This window comes from Phycisphaerae bacterium (genome assembly GCA_024102815.1).
Classification (GTDB): Bacteria; Planctomycetota; Phycisphaerae; order UBA1845; family UBA1845; genus JAGFJJ01.
Map to the genome: position 1 here is coordinate 15917 of JAGFJJ010000031.1, position 15797 is coordinate 31713.

The 15797-nt window shown below is 62.2% G+C and carries 14 protein-coding genes and 1 tRNA gene; 9 read left to right on the top strand and 6 right to left on the bottom strand.

Going from position 1 to position 15797, the window contains the following annotated elements; translation table 11 throughout:
* Window position 1: 1 nt before the first annotated feature.
* From J5J06_07580 to J5J06_07605, 6 genes are all read right to left on the bottom strand, one after another.
* The gene (locus J5J06_07580) at window positions 2-634 is read right to left on the bottom strand and encodes a hypothetical protein (protein ID MCO6436932.1); all 633 of its coding nucleotides are present in this window, start codon (window positions 632-634) and stop codon (window positions 2-4) included.
* Complete coding sequence (locus J5J06_07585; GenBank protein ID MCO6436933.1) at window positions 631-1446, bottom strand: alpha/beta fold hydrolase; 816 nt, start codon at window positions 1444-1446, stop codon at window positions 631-633. The genes J5J06_07580 and J5J06_07585 overlap by 4 nt, the downstream gene beginning before the upstream one ends.
* Window positions 1424-2416, bottom strand: a complete 993-nt coding sequence (locus J5J06_07590) for a hypothetical protein (GenBank protein MCO6436934.1) — start codon at window positions 2414-2416, stop codon at window positions 1424-1426. The genes J5J06_07585 and J5J06_07590 overlap by 23 nt, the downstream gene beginning before the upstream one ends.
* Before the next feature lie 663 nt (window positions 2417-3079).
* Window positions 3080-3151: transfer RNA gene (locus J5J06_07595), tRNA-Asn, on the bottom strand.
* A 259-nt stretch (window positions 3152-3410) separates the two neighbouring features.
* Window positions 3411-3944 carry a hypothetical protein gene (locus J5J06_07600; protein MCO6436935.1) on the bottom strand — a complete coding sequence of 178 codons (534 nt, stop codon included), beginning with the start codon at window positions 3942-3944 and terminating at the stop codon, window positions 3411-3413.
* 286 nt (window positions 3945-4230) lie between these two features.
* Window positions 4231-5136: a hypothetical protein gene (locus J5J06_07605; GenBank protein MCO6436936.1), complete on the bottom strand. Its 906-nt coding sequence runs from the start codon at window positions 5134-5136 to the stop codon at window positions 4231-4233.
* Between the two features lie 176 nt (window positions 5137-5312).
* Here J5J06_07605 and nrdR point away from each other — a divergent pair, with 176 nt between their 5' ends.
* The 9 genes from nrdR (at window position 5313) to J5J06_07650 (ending at window position 15764) form a co-directional block, all read left to right on the top strand.
* Window positions 5313-5810 (top strand): transcriptional repressor NrdR, encoded by a 498-nt coding sequence (gene nrdR / locus J5J06_07610; GenBank protein MCO6436937.1) that lies wholly within the window; start codon window positions 5313-5315, stop codon window positions 5808-5810.
* Between the two features lie 132 nt (window positions 5811-5942).
* A complete protein-coding gene (locus tag J5J06_07615) occupies window positions 5943-7076 on the top strand; it encodes a glycosyltransferase (GenBank protein MCO6436938.1) in 1134 nt (377 codons plus the stop codon).
* Between the two features lie 321 nt (window positions 7077-7397).
* On the top strand, window positions 7398-7865 hold the full coding sequence (locus J5J06_07620; GenBank protein MCO6436939.1) for a hypothetical protein: 468 nt from the start codon (window positions 7398-7400) through the stop codon (window positions 7863-7865).
* A 543-nt stretch (window positions 7866-8408) separates the two neighbouring features.
* Window positions 8409-9329 (top strand): 16S rRNA (cytosine(1402)-N(4))-methyltransferase RsmH, encoded by a 921-nt coding sequence (gene rsmH / locus J5J06_07625; GenBank protein MCO6436940.1) that lies wholly within the window; start codon window positions 8409-8411, stop codon window positions 9327-9329.
* Between the two features lie 326 nt (window positions 9330-9655).
* A complete protein-coding gene (locus J5J06_07630) occupies window positions 9656-10495 on the top strand; it encodes a LysM peptidoglycan-binding domain-containing protein (GenBank protein ID MCO6436941.1) in 840 nt (279 codons plus the stop codon).
* Window positions 10496-10522: 27 nt separating this feature from the next.
* A complete protein-coding gene (locus J5J06_07635) occupies window positions 10523-10813 on the top strand; it encodes a hypothetical protein (protein ID MCO6436942.1) in 291 nt (96 codons plus the stop codon).
* Between the two features lie 13 nt (window positions 10814-10826).
* The gene (locus tag J5J06_07640; protein MCO6436943.1) at window positions 10827-12566 is read left to right on the top strand and encodes a penicillin-binding protein 2; all 1740 of its coding nucleotides are present in this window, start codon (window positions 10827-10829) and stop codon (window positions 12564-12566) included.
* Window positions 12567-12789: 223 nt separating this feature from the next.
* The gene (locus tag J5J06_07645; protein ID MCO6436944.1) at window positions 12790-14361 is read left to right on the top strand and encodes a UDP-N-acetylmuramoyl-L-alanyl-D-glutamate--2,6-diaminopimelate ligase; all 1572 of its coding nucleotides are present in this window, start codon (window positions 12790-12792) and stop codon (window positions 14359-14361) included.
* On the top strand, window positions 14358-15764 hold the full coding sequence (locus J5J06_07650) for a UDP-N-acetylmuramoyl-tripeptide--D-alanyl-D-alanine ligase (GenBank protein ID MCO6436945.1): 1407 nt from the start codon (window positions 14358-14360) through the stop codon (window positions 15762-15764). Before J5J06_07645 ends, J5J06_07650 begins: the two co-directional genes overlap by 4 nt.
* Window positions 15765-15797: the final 33 nt, after the last annotated feature.

Sequence of the window (15797 nt, forward strand, 5' to 3'; positions counted from 1 at the left end):
GCTATTGATCCGTCAGGAATAAAGGATTCTGAGCAAGCTTTCCTCGCCATTGCGAGTAATGGACGATCTTGTTCACGCCGTACGCGATGTGGTACGGCAGCAGCGTACATGTTAAGGTGGCGCCGGCACACACATAGGCATGTGGGCCCACCTCGATTCCGCCGATCACCAGGGCATCATGTCCAATGAATGATCGTCGTCGAATGACCGGGCTTGGCTCTGGCTCCTCTCGGTCGTCCCATGGCGATCGTGAATCCCAATGCGTATGGATGAGCTTGCCAAAAGAGGTGCAGTCGTCTTCGACGACGGTACGCTCAGAAACCGAGCCGCCGATGACACATCGCTTGCCAACGACGGCCTGCATCCCAATCGTGCCTCGATACAGGACCAGCGAATCCTCGCCGAGCTGCGCCAGGGGTTCAATCCGACAGTATGCATCGACAACGCACCCGCTACCCAGAAGTGCACCGCAACCGATCACCGCGAAGGGCCCGACATAAACGAACTCAGGCAGTGCGACCGGACGGTTGAATTCGGCTTCAGTCTCGCACCAGGGCCGGGCCCCCTGCAAGAACCTCGGGGAGCAATCGAGAATCGCCGTGCTATCGACGTACTTGGCCCGCGCTGGCGTCATCGTAGTGTCTTCCGAAGAATCGCGCGCAGATTCTGCTGGCTGCGCTCGCTCTCTCCCGTGTCATCATTATGGTCCATGAACCCGTGGTCCATTCCCGGCACAATTGTGAGATCAATGCTAGCATATCGTGCCGCTAGGTCGCGGGACAGCTCGTGGGGCACCATCGAATCGGCCTCACCATGAAGGATGGCCGTGTGACTCGCGATGGCGGCCAGTTGGTGAACGAGGTCGCACATGGCGAACTCGATTGCATTGCGCCAATTCAGCGCTGCGCGATCGGACACTGGGACAGTCGCCCCATCAAGAACGGCGTCCCGATAGAAATCTTTGTACCTTGCAGTGCGCAGCGGATGAGTGGGTTCTATGTACAGTTCACGGTAACTGATCGCCGGGGCCAGCAGAGTGACGTTCCGCAGCGCGCTTTGAAAAAAGCTGGCCGCCATGATGGCGGGGCCCGCTCCAAAACTCGTCCCGAACACGTGCAGTCCAGAGTTGCCAATCTCCTCGAGGAGGAACTCAGCCGCTACAATCGCATCTAAAGCGCAGTTCCCTAATGTGAAGTGAGTCGCGTTCGCCTTACTGTCGCCGTGCGCTGGGAAATCAAATCGGAGCACGTCGAATCCTGCTTCCGTAAGCTTGGGTGACATCGTGCGATAGAAGCCAAGATACTCATCTTTATCTACGCCAAGGCCGTGGAGCAACAGAAAACCACCTGTCCGCGGTTGTCGACGCGACCGCTCAAGAATATAGGGAATTGTGTGGCCACCCGGTGAGGGCAGCTCGCCCGTGCTACGTTGCGAGTCGATGCTCATAGTGCTCTAAAACCTCACGTTCAAAGCGCGCTGCAAAGGTGCGGAGGTCATCCGAGGATACCTCAGCCAATGCAGCAAGCGCAGCCTCGACGGTGTCTTTGTGGCCAGGACATCGAAGAAGCTCGTGAACCCAAGCGCGATACTCTTCGATGTAACCTACAACAAAATCTCTGTCCTGAAGTAGGGATAGATCAGCGCAGCTATTCTTCGGGTGAAATAGCATGGATACGATCAACTCGCCGAATTGTTCCATTTGCACGAGCGCCGCTCGCCCTTCCCGCGGAGCGAGCTGCACTACATTCTGCAGCGGAGTCACCACTGCGCCACCGTACTTAATCGATGACCAGAAGAATAGCCAGTCCTCGTTGTATATGTAAGGAAAGACCCCGAGCCGCGGGCTAACCCTAAGAATCACAGCATTGCCGCTAATTGACACATGTGGCGGCGCGCCGGTCATTGCGTAATACAGGCGGTCCAGTGTCGAGACGTCGGGGTGATTCAGGGAATAGGTGCAGGCGATATCGGTGCCGTTGCGAAGCAGGTGTACCGCTGAGGGGATCAAGGACTGCCGGAAAACAATGTCATCATCAATGAGGAGGATCATGCTGTAACCAGCGCGTGTGGCGTGCTCCAAAGCGTACATACGCTTCGAAGGCAGATCGAACTGTTGGTTCCACCGAAGCGTCGGGTTTCTAGAAGAGGGCCGGTTCAGCAGTTGATCATGAAGGTCAGATCGAAATAGAATAAACTCCACGCCCGGAAAGCGAGCATCCCGTGCGGCTAGGCAAGGTACCGTGTGGAGGACGACCACGTGATTGGCGCAACGCGAAATACGGGCGAGCTGCGTCGGAATGTGAGGGCTGTCACCGAGGGTTACAAGGTAGGCGCAGTCCACCTTTTCTTGGCCGTCGCGTGCCAGATGCGTATAGTGCGAAATCCGAAGAATGCTGTCACGGACGACTCCTTTCAACGCTGATTCTCCGTCCTGTCCAGAAGGCACGCCGTTGAGATCTGCCGAAAGGCTGGCCCCGCTTCATCGGTGCCGACGGCCCAAGCCCTCACGCGATTACCGCTGCGAGTACGTGCCGCGCGTTCGACGGGCTGGAATCGAGCGCGTCGAGAGCGAGCGGCGGAATCGAACGCGATTGGCGATTGAGTTGTCCGCTGCACGTCCATGACGGCGATATTCTAACCAAGCTTCGGCCAGATGCTGATTATCGACGGCCTCGCTCTTTGGAACGCGGCCGACCGGGGGCGGTTCGCTGCGCGACGAGGCCGGAATCTGGATACCGGTCAGCTCAGTGGCACAGCGGTGCCCGCGTTGAACGCTCCTCGGTGGCGCTTCACCGCCGCGGCGTGCGTCGGGACGTCGCTGTAAACTGCATGGTGCGCTGTAAACAGCACGGTCGGCTGTTAACGAGAGAAACGGAGAGCGTGGGGACCGAAAAGACGCCTCGAACGGCCCGCGAGCCGCGAAGCGGTCCGAAACGCCACTCTCTCACCGCCCGGCCCGCTGCGACCACATCTGTAAATCCTTGCGAATCCTCGCGTTAAAACGAACGACCCCGGCCGCTCTCTGGCCCGGGGTCGGGTGTCAACTCGTCGGTCGCCAGACTCGCTACTAATCGGTGACCTCCCCGAGTAGGGCTCGAACCTACAACCTAGCGGTTAACAGCCGCTCGCTCTACCATTGAGCTATCGGGGATTCGTGCCATCCGGAAAGGACGGCCGCAAAACGTGCAACGTAATCTATCGTGCGGACCCGTCAAGTCAAGCTAAGTCCATGGCGGGACGCCATGGATCCCGCCGCCACACCTTCGGCAGGAGGATTACGCGGCGGAACATCCCTCGATCCGGCGATATGTTTCCGGACCCTGCCCGTGCCACGCGATCGTTCGAGTTGAGATCAGTCCGCTTCGGCCGGCCGGACGAACGCTGATTTCGATCGCGATCGTAGGCGGGCCTCAGACCAGCAGATCCCCACCGTTTTCACCGGCCTTCGTATCGAGGCTGCGTCGCACGAGCCCCAAGCCGTACAGGCAATACTCGAAGTCGTCACTGAGGCTGCGGAATAGCGACGGCGGCGGCGCCTCGCCTTCTCCAATCAGTTCGGAAACGATGGCATAGGATCGCTTCCCGCGCGAAACGTACTCCAGCAGTAGGTCGGACGGATCCGCGCTGCGCCGGAGGTGCTCCGGGTACAGTCCCGCCCAGAATAGGGCGAAGTCACCGATGCAGCGATACAGCACCCGGTCCCGCTCCGACTGCGATTCCGCCGCCGACTCCGACTGAATGGCCAGCATGGCAGCGATCTGCTCCAGCCGCTTGGTTTGCGCCTGCCGGATCGTCTTCAGTCGATCGATGTGCATGAAGTCCAGCAGCAGCTCGACCAGGTAGTCGGTAAGCTGCGGGTCGCATAACCCCACACGCGTGAAGAAAACGTCTTCAACGACGCCAGAGAAATGCCGGCGCAGAGGATGGTTCGGACTCAGCTCCATCGTGGCCACTCCGGCACCTGCTTGCACGACTCCTGCGAGAAAGTATCTCGCGGGCGGGGCGCGCAGACAGCCGCCAAACTCCGATACCTTTGACCCGGTTAATCGTAGGATTGCCCACAAGGCGGGGCAAACAAGGTTCAAAGAGGTTCTCTGCGATATGGGGGCCGAACGGCCCGGATTTGTTTGATCCGCCGTCCGATAGCTTGATGGTCCGCTTCGTCTTGAGGATGCCAGGAAGGTCAGCTCAAATCGCTGGATCCACGCGATTTTGTTCGCGACTCCTTCATCACGTGGACTCCGCCTCCCGCTTCTCTGAAGGCTCATGCGGCGGACGGCCTTCTCGACCCCTCGGCCTCGGCGGGCGCTCCATCAGCAGCGTGATCCGCGCGAAGTCCTCGGGTTTGAGCATCTTCTCCAGCATGCGCTTGGCAACCCGAAGATCCGTTCGTCGCGAGAAATGGGTCAACAGAATTTTTGCCGTCGGCGCGGCTTCCATGACCCGCGGCATATCGTCGATGTGAATGTGCCGACCCGCGCGTGCCCGCGATCGATGGTCGGGCTCGAAGAACGTACATTCGATTGCCAGAACCTGGCTGTCGCGCACGAAGGGATGCTCCAGAAACCGACCCCACGCCGTGTCGCCCGTGTACGTGATTAACGCGTACTCGACCTGCTGCTCGATCTCCACTCCCTTCTTCTTCAGCGCCACAATTTCGGGTCCGAGTAGCCCGTGGAACTCTGGCCGGAGCTTGTGCCGCACGTCGATCAGCGTGAATCCCAATGCTCCCCCCGCATGGTTCACCGCGAACGGCCGGACGATCAGCCCACGCCGCAATTCCACATCTTGCATGGGCTCAACGGGAACAATTACGGCAGGGGAGGGGTGTCCCTCAATCTCCCCCCAGACATCCATCAGCCTGTTAATTGGGGAAGCCAGTCCCGCCGGCAGAATGACCCGTCCCGGCGCTGTCCCAATAAAGTTGCGCTGCGAAAAGTAATAGGCTATTCCCGCCGCATGATCCATGTGGCCATGCGAAAGGCATACGTTGTCGATCGAGATAATCTCGCGCGGAGCCCGGCCCACGTCGAAACAGACGTTCAGTTCCGGAACGGCCAGTACCGTCTCCTCACCCGCAAGAGAGAAGCCTTGGACGTTCAGTCCGCCGACGGACTTTTCCACGAGCCTGCCCATGTCGCGGGTGATACCGTCGCACCGCCCGACCGTCCAGTAGGGGGCACGTCAGATCAAGCTGTGACGCAATCCAAACCGCCGGTGCGCCCCGGAACATTGACACCCAACATATGGTGGGGTTAAGTTCGCGCCGCCGGGTGCCCTGTTAAATCACCCGTTCCCCAGCAGACTCGGCTATGCTCTGCCCCTCGTGCAAGGATACCCAGAATAAGGTCATCGACTCCCGCCTTACCGAAGCGGGCGTGGCCATCCGCCGTCGCCGGGAGTGTCTCGTATGCGGCCGGCGATTCACCACGAAGGAGCGCGTCGAGCAGGAGCTGCGCCTGATGGTGGTCAAGAGCAACGGACAGCGCTTACCCTATCGTCGCGAGGAGATCCTCCAGAGCCTGCAATATGCCTGCTTCAAGCTCGATGTCCCCGAGGAGCAGTTGGACGCCATCGCGGATCGGGTAGAGGAGGACCTGTTCAGCTACCACGACCGTGAGGTCGATGCCGAACAGATCGGGCGTTATGTTGGCCAGCACCTCCGCCGCGTGAACCAGGTGGCCTACGTCCGCTTCGCCAGCGTCCATCGCAATTTCCGCACGGTGGAGGAATTCATCGATGAAATCCGCGACGTGCAGGAGCAGGTCAAGCAGGACGACCCCAGCCAGCAGCCGCTATTTACCGTGTAGTGGTGCCACTGCAATCCGCGGCCGCAACGTTCCACCGGCGATGCGGCACTGTTCCTGAGCAGTGCTCTTCGGCTGTCATTACCTCAGCGCCGTTGTCGTCATTCGCGATTGAGCCAGCAACATCGTTGTCACTTGTCCGCCGCTCCCTTCGACATCCTCTACGTCATCACCGACCTCGAACTCGGCGGCGTGCCGCTGCATCTCCACCGGCTCTGCCGGGCGATGACCAAACGGGGATTTTGCGTAGCGGTCTGTTCGCTCGCTTCACCCGGACCGGTCGGCAAGATGCTGGAGGAAGACGGGATCGCGGTGCACACATGTTCGGCCGCCGGCGGATGGGACTTCCGCGTCTTTGGACGACTGACCCGCCTTCTGCGCGAGCTTCGCCCAGACATCGTCCATTCGTTTCTGTTCCATGCCAACTTCGCCGCGCGACGTGCCGCCCGCCGCGCCGGGATTCCTCCCGATCGCGTGCTCTGCGAAATCCAGACGGTGGAGATCGAGCGCCGCTGGCACCTGCGGGTCGATCGCTTCAGTCACTCGGCCTGTCGATATTTCATCGGGAACTCCCCCTCGGTCATCGACCACCTGGCGGCGCAGGCCCGAATCCCGCGCGATCGCCTGCGCCTTGTTCGCGGTGGAGTCGATCCAGATCGGTTCGCCGGTGTGGTGCCGCTGGATCGTGCCGCGCTCAAGATCCCGGCCGATGCACCGATCCTGCTCTGGGTAGGCCGCCTCGATCCCGTAAAGGGCTTGTTCGATCTGCTTGATGCCTTCGCCCTGATCGCGCCTTCGCACCCTGCGCAATTATTGCTCGTCGGCGATGGCTCGTTACGCGCTCGCCTGGAACAACACGCTCGTTCGCTGCGCCTTGCTGATCGCGTGCACTTCCTTGGTTCTCGAACGGATATTCCTGAGCTGCTCGCCACGGCCGATGTCTTCGTGTTCCCTTCGCGGACCGAGGGCCTGCCCAATGCGCTGCTCGAGGCGATGGCGACAGGTTGCGCCGTTGTGACAACGGACGTTCCGGGGTGCCGTGATCTTGTCACTGATCAAGACACGGGTTTTGTCGTTCCGCGTGGCGACGTCGCCGGGCTTGCCGAAACCATCGCGCGATTATTGCGCGACGCCGCGCTTGCCAAGCGTCTCGGACAAGCGGCACAAGCACACGTGCGCGAGCATTGGACCATCGAAACGACATGGAATGCCTACGAGGCGCTGTACCGTGAAGTGATCTCCAGTTCCGACGTTGGGCATTCCGATTAGTGTCACGCCTGTGACACTTCCTGCCCGTCCTTCCCGGCGCGCTTTTTGCGCGACGTCGCCGTCTCCGATGTTGAATCCCCTTGGGCAACCTTGCAGACTCGCGAACGCCACCGCGCAATTCTTGCGCCGGGGGTTTCTCCTGTAAGACGATTGGTTGGGTTAGCCGATCGTCCGCCCCCCAGATCTTGATGATTCGTTACGGTCGCGCCGTCGGGCCTGTGATTTGTTTTCCTGAACATTTTTTCATTGACGGTTGCCCTTGTAGTGGTTAAATATGGGCCACTTTCCCACGCAGTGGAAAGAAGCGGGTGGCGGAGATCGATGCGGTTTTTCACGGGTCAGTTTGAACGAACCATCGATGGCAAGAATCGCATTCAGCTCCCTTCCCAGTTCCGCGACACGATCGATCCCGAGCGCGAAGGTTGTCCCGTTTACATTACCCCTGGCGAGGACAAGGGCACGTTGTCCATTTTGCCGCAGCGCTGCTTCGAGGAACTGGCCGGCCGCATTGAGACCGAGTACATGCCCGGTCCTGAATCGCGTCGCTTCGAGCGCCAGTTCTACAGCCTGGCGTCGTACGTGGAACTCGACAAGCAAGGCCGGCTCGTGCTGCCCGATCGCCTGCGGCGCATGGCCCGCCTTCCGGATGAAATCTATCTTGTCGGGCAGAAGAACCGCATCGACCTCTGGGCACGCGACGCGTTCGATCGCGAGCTCGGCATCGATCCGGACGGGGCGGACTGGCCCGCCTGGCAGGACTTCCTGCGGATGCGTCCGCAGAACACATAGGTGGTAACTTCGTTGCGTCGGCCGGAAGGAGCCGGTACTTCGCAGCGGGTGGAAGAGCCGTGGCATAAGGGCAGGAAGCCCGAATCGATCTCGGGAGGGGATGGAATCGCGGATAGGACGCACTTGGATGAATGGCGCTGTCCAGTGCGGCCTCGCATGCACTTTTCAAAGAAGGAGTCGTTTGCTGTAGTCACCAACGACACCCCAGCGGTCGAAGCGAAAGGAATCGCCGCGCTGCGGTGGACGAGAGTGGAGGGAGTGTCTATCGTGCAGGGACGTCAACCGCAAACGCTGGTATCCAGGATCCAGCGAAGGTTGCAACAGGAGGAACGCGACGGCGTGCCCGCGAAAGTATCGCCGCGCGAAATCCGGATTCTCCGTACCCGATTATTAAGTTTACAACAATCGGGCGGAAAGTTCCAGCACGCAACGCTCGCTCCGTTCGTTTCCGCTCCGGCGGAGACGGGCTCTCGTTACCTCGGGGGCGAACTCGTCGCCACGGAAGCGTGACGTGCCCCTGACGGGTTGGTGAGATTGACAGCCATCGACGACCCCAATGCACACATTCCCGTGCTTCCCACGGAGGTCGCGCGGCTGCTGGCCGTATGTCCTGGCGATGTCGTCGTCGATGCCACGGTAGGACTGGGAGGGCACTCGCGCTTGCTCGCCGAGGCTGCCGGACCGGCGGGGCGCCTGATCGGCCTCGACGTCGATCCCGCCAACCTGGCGATCGCACGTGCGCGACTTCGGGACATCTCGTGTCCGATCACGCTGCGCGAGGCGAATTTCGCCCGGCTACGCGACGTGCTTGCGGTGGAAGGTGTCGGTTCCGTGGACGTTCTGCTGGCGGACCTTGGTGTGAGTTCAACACAACTCGATGAGGCCGATCGCGGTTTCTCCTTCCGCTACGATGCTCCGCTGGACATGCGCATGGACCCGACGCTCCCTCAGACCGCTGCCGATCTGGTCAATCGCCTCAAGGAAAAGGAGTTGGGCAATGTCCTTTTCTTCAATGCCCAGGAGATGGCAGCGCGAAAGATCGCCCGCGGCATTTGCGAGGCGCGCCGCGAGAGTCGCATTACCACCACCGGACGACTCGTGGAGGTGATCTGCAATACGCTTCACGTGGATCCGCTGTCCCGAAGGTCGAAGATTCACCCGGCGACGCGCACATTCCTCGCGCTGCGTATGGAGGTCAACGACGAGAAGGGGGCGCTGGCCTCGCTCCTGGACGCCGCCCCTCACGTGCTCAAGCCCGGTGGGCGCTTCGGCGTCATCTCGTTTCACAGCGTGGAGGACAAACTCGTAAAACTCGATTTTCGCCGACGCAAGAGTGACGGAATCTACGATATAATCACAAGCAAACCGGTGTCCGCCGAACCGGAAGAGCGTGAACGCAACCCGCGATCACGCAGCGCCAAGTTGCGCGTGATCCGCCGGCGGCCCATGGATGACACTGTCTAACGGGCGGTCCAGGCTGCCCTTTTGCAATGCAGGAGGCGCGGGGCATGGGGCGAGAGACCAAGGTTGGTCTACTGGCTGGACTCACCTTCATCACGTGCTTTGCGGTCATCCTTGCCAATCGTGGCAAGGAGCGGTTTTCCGAAGTGGCGCCCTGGCCCAGTTCAGCAAGCAAGTATTCCGTTCCGCCTCCGCCTGCCCCGCAATCTTCCTCGCCTTCCCGAGTTCCGGTCCCCGCACCGTATCAAACGCCCGCTACCCAGCCGACACGCCGTACGCCCAATCCTGTTCCTCGCCGGAGAATCACGCCGCGCACGACACAGGACCCCGTGCCGGCGGCGCAGTACGCGCAAGCTCCACAGCAGCCTGCCAAGGACGACGTCCGCGAGGTCCCGGCGGTGCGTCATCAAGGTCAGGGACCCGCCCATACTGCGGAAACCAGCCTGACCGCGACGAATCCGCCGCCGTTCATTCCAGGCCCGAGGCAACCGGCGACCCGCGTGAATCCGGCGGAGCAGGAGCGCTTGCTTCGCGAGCGATTGGCCCGGCTTTCGGCCGAACTTGCGGCGACACAGGAGCGGGGGCCATCGCCCGCGAATTCGCCGGCGAACAACTCCCCGACCGCCGATACGAATCCGGCCGCTACGTTGGCTGATTCGGGGAATCGACCCGGACGTGATCCGCAAGCAGCAGGATCGCGGCAGCCGGCCGGCAAGCCTGCGGTTGCGATTCTGGCCAAGCACTCCGTTCAAAAGGGGGACACGCTGACGCGCATCGCCCACCGCTACTACGGCTCGTCGTCGGCCCAATTCGTCAACGCCATTTTCGATGCGAACCGAGCCGTCGTTCCCGATCCCGATCAGCTTCGAATTGGTGACGAAGTGGTCATTCCCGCGCTCGCGGGCGCTGCCTCCGGCGAGGCGGCGCAGTCGCAGGAACGCGTCGCGAAGCAGCGTCCCGCCCCTCGGAATCTGCACGAGGAGAGGGCAAGAACGGATACGGCAGCCCGCTGGTACCAGGTTCGCAAGAACGACCGCTATATTACCATTGCCCGTGAGCAACTGGGCGATGAGAATCGTTGGAAGGAAATTTTCGAGCTCAACCGGGAGCGATTCCCCGATCCGTCGCGCATTCGCGAGGGCGTACGAATTCGTATTCCGAACTCCTAGTCCCGCGTCTTTTCCGCACGACACCGCATGATCGTTCGGCGTGTGGTCATTCTCCTGATCATGCTGGCAGCGCTCGCGGCCGCGCTGCTTACGGTGCGTGCTGCGCAAACGAGAGCCTCGGTCCAGGCTTTGCGCATGGAGCGCGACTGGCTGGCACTCCAGCGCGAGGCGTGGCAGTTGCAGGCCAGCGTGGCACGACTTCGCGCTCCGGAAAACGTCCACGATCGTCTGGATCGCTTCGAGGCCGATCTGCTACCGCCGGAAATCGCCTCCGTCCAGTCGCATCCCGACCGGCAAGTCCCCAACCCATCCCGTTGAGTCGGTGAAGAGCATGATCCCTTCGGCCCACGACATCAGCGACCGACTGCGGCGGCGGGGAAGCATCGCGGTTGCGCTGCTCATCCTCTGCTTCATTGCGTTGGCGGGGAGACTCGCCCACGTCACCGTTTCGCTCTCGCCGCGTCTGCTGCCCATCGTGGAAAGGCAGCACGAGGGAAGCGGCGTCCTTACCGCGCGGCGAGGCTCGATTTTCGATGCCCGCGGAAGAGTGCTCGCTTGCAGCCGCCTGCTTCCGGATGTCTTCGTGGATCCCGCCCTGGTCACGGATATTCCCGACCTCGCCCAGCGTCTCGCGCCGCTGCTGAATGTCCCTTGCTTGGACCTGGAAGCAAAAATATTGGAGCGCGTGTACACCCGTTTCGTCTTGGTTGCCGAAGGGGTGGACGAGGCCACGGCCGACGCCGTCCGGCATTTGGACGAGCCTGCCGTCGGCCTGAGTGATCGGCAGGTCCGCTATTACCCCCTCGGCGTTTCCGCCGGGCAGGTGCTTGGCTTTGTCGGTCGGGATGGACGCGGATTGGAAGGCCTTGAACTCCGCTACGACGAGCATCTCCGCGGAAAGGAGGGTCGCCGCACGACCATTCGCGACGCCCGGCGTCGGGCGCTCTGGAGAACCGGAGAGGGGACCGTGCTTCCCGTCGACGGCGGCCACCTCGTGCTGACGATTGATGCAGAAATCCAGCACGTTGCCGAGGCGCTTCTGGAGGAGGCCGTCGAGCATGTGGAAGCGGAAAGCGGCGTCGCGATCGTTATGGATCCGCGCACGGGCGAGATCCTCGCCACGGCCGTGTATCCGCAGTTCGACCCCAATCACATCGACGGCGGGCGCCCCGGTGCGCGGCGCAACCGCACGATCACCGATCCCGTCGAGCCCGGCAGCGCCTTCAAACCGATCATCGCGTCCGGCGCCCTGGACGGCGGATTCGTGTCCACCGAGGAGCAGATCAACTGCCACAACGGTCGCTACACGATCGGCCGGCGGGTTATCGAGGACACCAAACCGTCCGATCGGCTCGATCTCCGTGGCATCATCGCCCGCAGCAGTAACATTGGGATGAGCATCATCGCCGAGCGGATGGGCAACCCCATCATTTACGAAACGGTCCGGCGTTTCGGATTCGGACAGCCGACGGGCGTCGAATGCCTCGGCGAAGATCCGGGTCTGGTTCCCTACAAGCAGTGGACATCACTCAGCACGGCGTCGGTTTCCTTCGGTTATGAGGTGCTGGTGACGCCGTTGCAGTTGATCAGTGCATTCGCGGCCCTGGCCAATGACGGTGTTCAAGTCCGTCCGCACCTGATTCGGGAGCGGCTCGCGCCCGACGGGACGGTGATCGAGTCGTGGGACGAGCCCGAAGCGATTCGCCGCGTTGCCAGTACTGCCACGGCACGTTTCATGCGCGAAGTCGCCCTCGCCGCCGTCGTGGAGGAAAGCGGCGGCAGCAAGGCCCGCTCGGCACTCTATCAGGTGTTCGGAAAGACGGGGACGGCCAAGCTGACCTCGCCCGGCGAGCGCGGCTACGTCTCCGGACAGTACCTCGGCACGTTCGTCGGCGGAGCTCCATTGTCCGATCCGCGCGTCGTCGTTCTGGTGCAGATCCGCCGTCCCAATCCGGCGATCGCCTACTACGGCGGACAGGTAGCCGCCGGTCCGGCCGGAAAGCTCATCGAACGCTCCCTTTCCTACCTCGGCGTACCTCCCGACGCTCGCCTCGTTTCCGCGAAGCCGTGATTGCGCTGGGGACGCGAACACCGTCTTCTCGGTCACGCGAAATCAAGCTTCCGACCGATGAATGTCATTGTGATTCGACGTGCGGGGTGCACGCGAATGACGGGCCGCTTGGTATCCGTCGGGAACAATTCACAGCCGTCGGCGTATTGACGCGAACCGACCATCTAATCAGCGGTAGACGGCGTGCAAGCGGCTGTGCCGAGGGTACAATACGACGCGCCGGATGATCGTAGAACCGCACAACTTCGCTGCTGAATCGGGCATCTGCCTCGGCGACCTCTTCGCCCGCGCGGGGGTCTGCCCGGTCGGCGCCGTCACCGGGACGAGTGTCAGTATCACGGCACTCGTCGATGACTCGCGCGATGTCGTGCCCGGGGCGTGCTTCGTCGCCGTCCGCGGAACCCGCGGCGACGCGGCTCAGTATGTCGAGTCAGCCGTCCGCGCCGGCGCAGCGGCCGTTGTGGTCAACGCCGACGCCCGGGTGGAGGATGTATCAGTTGGTCAAGCTTCTGCGCTCATTCGGGTGGCTGATACCCGAGAGGCAGTGGCACGAATGGCCGCCGCGTTCTATGGCCTTCGTGACGAAACAAGGACTCGTTGCGACGACCTCCAGGGTCTGAAGCTCATTGGCGTCACCGGAACCAATGGAAAGACCACCACGGCCTGGATGCTGCAGGCGATTCTGCGGGCGGCCGGTCAGCGCCCGGCACTGTTCGGAACCGTGGGATATGATCTTGCGGGGCGGCGCATGGATGCGCCATTGACGACGCCCGGTCCCGTGGCCCTTTGTCGCTATCTTGCAGAAGCACGCGCGGCCGGTGCAACGCACGCTGTCATGGAAGTCTCATCTCACGCCCTGGACCAGCGCCGAACGGATGGGCTCCGCTTCTCCGCCGGCGTGTTCACGAACCTCACCGGCGACCATCTCGACTATCACGGTACGTTCGAGGCCTATCGCGACGCCAAACGACGGCTCTTCGTTGGCCTCCCGTCCTCCGCGGTCGCTGTGGTCAACGCGGAAGACCCATCTGCCGAAACCATGCTGGACGGAACCAGTGCCCGCAGCATTCGCGCCGGAATCGGTTGCCCCGAGGCAGACTACGCGGCCGTTGTCGAAGACTCTGGAATTGCCGGAATTCGGCTGTCCATCCGTGGGCCGGGTTGGCAACGACGCATCCACCTCGCCCTCGTCGGACGATTCAACGCCAGCAACGCGCTCCTGGCGTCGACGACCGCCCATGCGCTCGGCATTTCGATGGACGCCATTGTCGATGGTCTTGAAAACATGCGTGGCGTTCCCGGCCGTCTGCAGCGCGCGGAACCGCCCGGTCATCCCTTCAGTGTTCTCGTCGATTACGCTCACTCCGACGATGCTTTGCGCAACGTCCTTTCCGCCATGCGGCCACTCGTGCCCGGGCGGTTGATCTGCGTCTTTGGATGCGGTGGGGACCGCGACCGCAGCAAGCGACCTCGCATGGGCAACGTGGCGGGGGAGTTGGCCGATCTGGTCGTGGTGACGAGCGACAATCCCCGCTCGGAATTTCCGCAGTCGATCATCGACCAGATTCTGCCGGGCCTGAGCGGCGCGGATCGTCGGGCGGTGTTCGTCGAGCCTGATCGGAGGAATGCGATCGAACTTGCCGTGGATCTTGCCCAACCCGGCGATGCCGTGTTGATTGCCGGAAAGGGGCACGAAAACTACCAGATACTTGCTGATCGAACGATCTCGTTCGACGATGTTGCCGTTGCCAATGCCGCGATCAGGCGAACGGTGGTCAGGGAGGACGTAGCATGATTCCCATGCCTCTGGGTCAGGTTGGTGCGGCGCTGGGCGTACCCGTCGCCGCCGGTGTGCGCGAGGATGTCGCCCTTCGCATTTGTACCGACTCGCGCGAGCTTGAGCGCGGCGATCTCTTTTTTGCGCTGAGCGGTCCCAACTTCGACGGAAACGACTTCGTGACCCAGGCCCTGGCTCGTGGCGCGGTGGGCTGCGTGGTGTCGCGCAGCCGGTTCTCGGCGGAAGAAGGAGGTGCCGCCCGGCCGCTCCTGGTCGTCGATGACACCGTCTCGGCACTCGGCCGGCTGGCACACGACTATCGTCGCAACGTGATGAGTCCGCGCACGGTCGTCGTCGGAGTTACGGGCAGCAACGGAAAGACCACGACCAAACGCATGCTGGACCACGTGCTCCGGGCGGAGCTCGCCGGACGGGCCTCTCCCAGGAGCTTCAACAACCAGATCGGTGTACCGCTCACCCTGTTCTCAGCAAATGCCAATGATCAGTACCTCGTAACCGAAATCGGAACCAATTCCCCCGGGGAAATCGCCCGCCTGACGGAAATCGCCGCGCCGGACGTCGGCGTGCTGACCTCCGTGGGTGAAGCCCACCTGGAGAAACTGGGATCCATCGACGGCGTCGCCCGGGAGAAGATGTCGCTATTCCATCATGTCCGTTCGCGCGGGTTGGCCGTGATCAATGTCGACCGCGCCGAGGTTCGGCGCCGGTTGGAGGAGGCCGCTCATCTGCGCTGCATGACCATCGGGTTCACCGCTCATGCCAACACGCGCGCCCGCTGCCTGGAGCACTCCATCCGTCACAGCGATGTCGAGATCGATGGGCGGTTTCGTATCAGGCTGCCCATGCCCGGTGCGCACCATGCTACGAATGCCGCGGCGACTTTCCTCGTAGCCCGCTGGTTCGGCGTCGATCCGGAGACAATCATCGAGCGGCTTCGAAACTACGTCCCACCGGAGGGGCGTACGGAGGTATTCGACATTGGTGGCGTCACCGTCGTGGACGACACCTACAACGCCAACCCTTCCAGCATGTCCGCGGCGATCCAAACCTTGAGGGATTCGGCTGCCGCCCGCCGCATCTTCGTCATGGCCGACATGCTCGAACTCGGCGCTCGAAGCGAGCGGCACCACCAGCGTGTCCTTCGCAACTTGCTCGATGCGGGGTTCGACACGGTCGTTTGCGTCGGCCCGCTGACGTGCGAAGCGCTGGCCGAACTCCGTGGTTATTCGGGCAGGGGTGCGGTCGAGACCTGCCCGAATACGTCCGACGCATCGAGCGTCCTTTCGAACCTGCTCCGTCCCGGCGATGTCGTCTGGCTCAAGGGTTCGCGGGCGATGAAGTTGGATCGGGTGGTTGGGGATCTGAAGCAGGGGGGCGGCAGGCGCGCGGCCGTCGCCTGATTACGCCTCGGTAAGTCTGCTCGGCCATGGGCC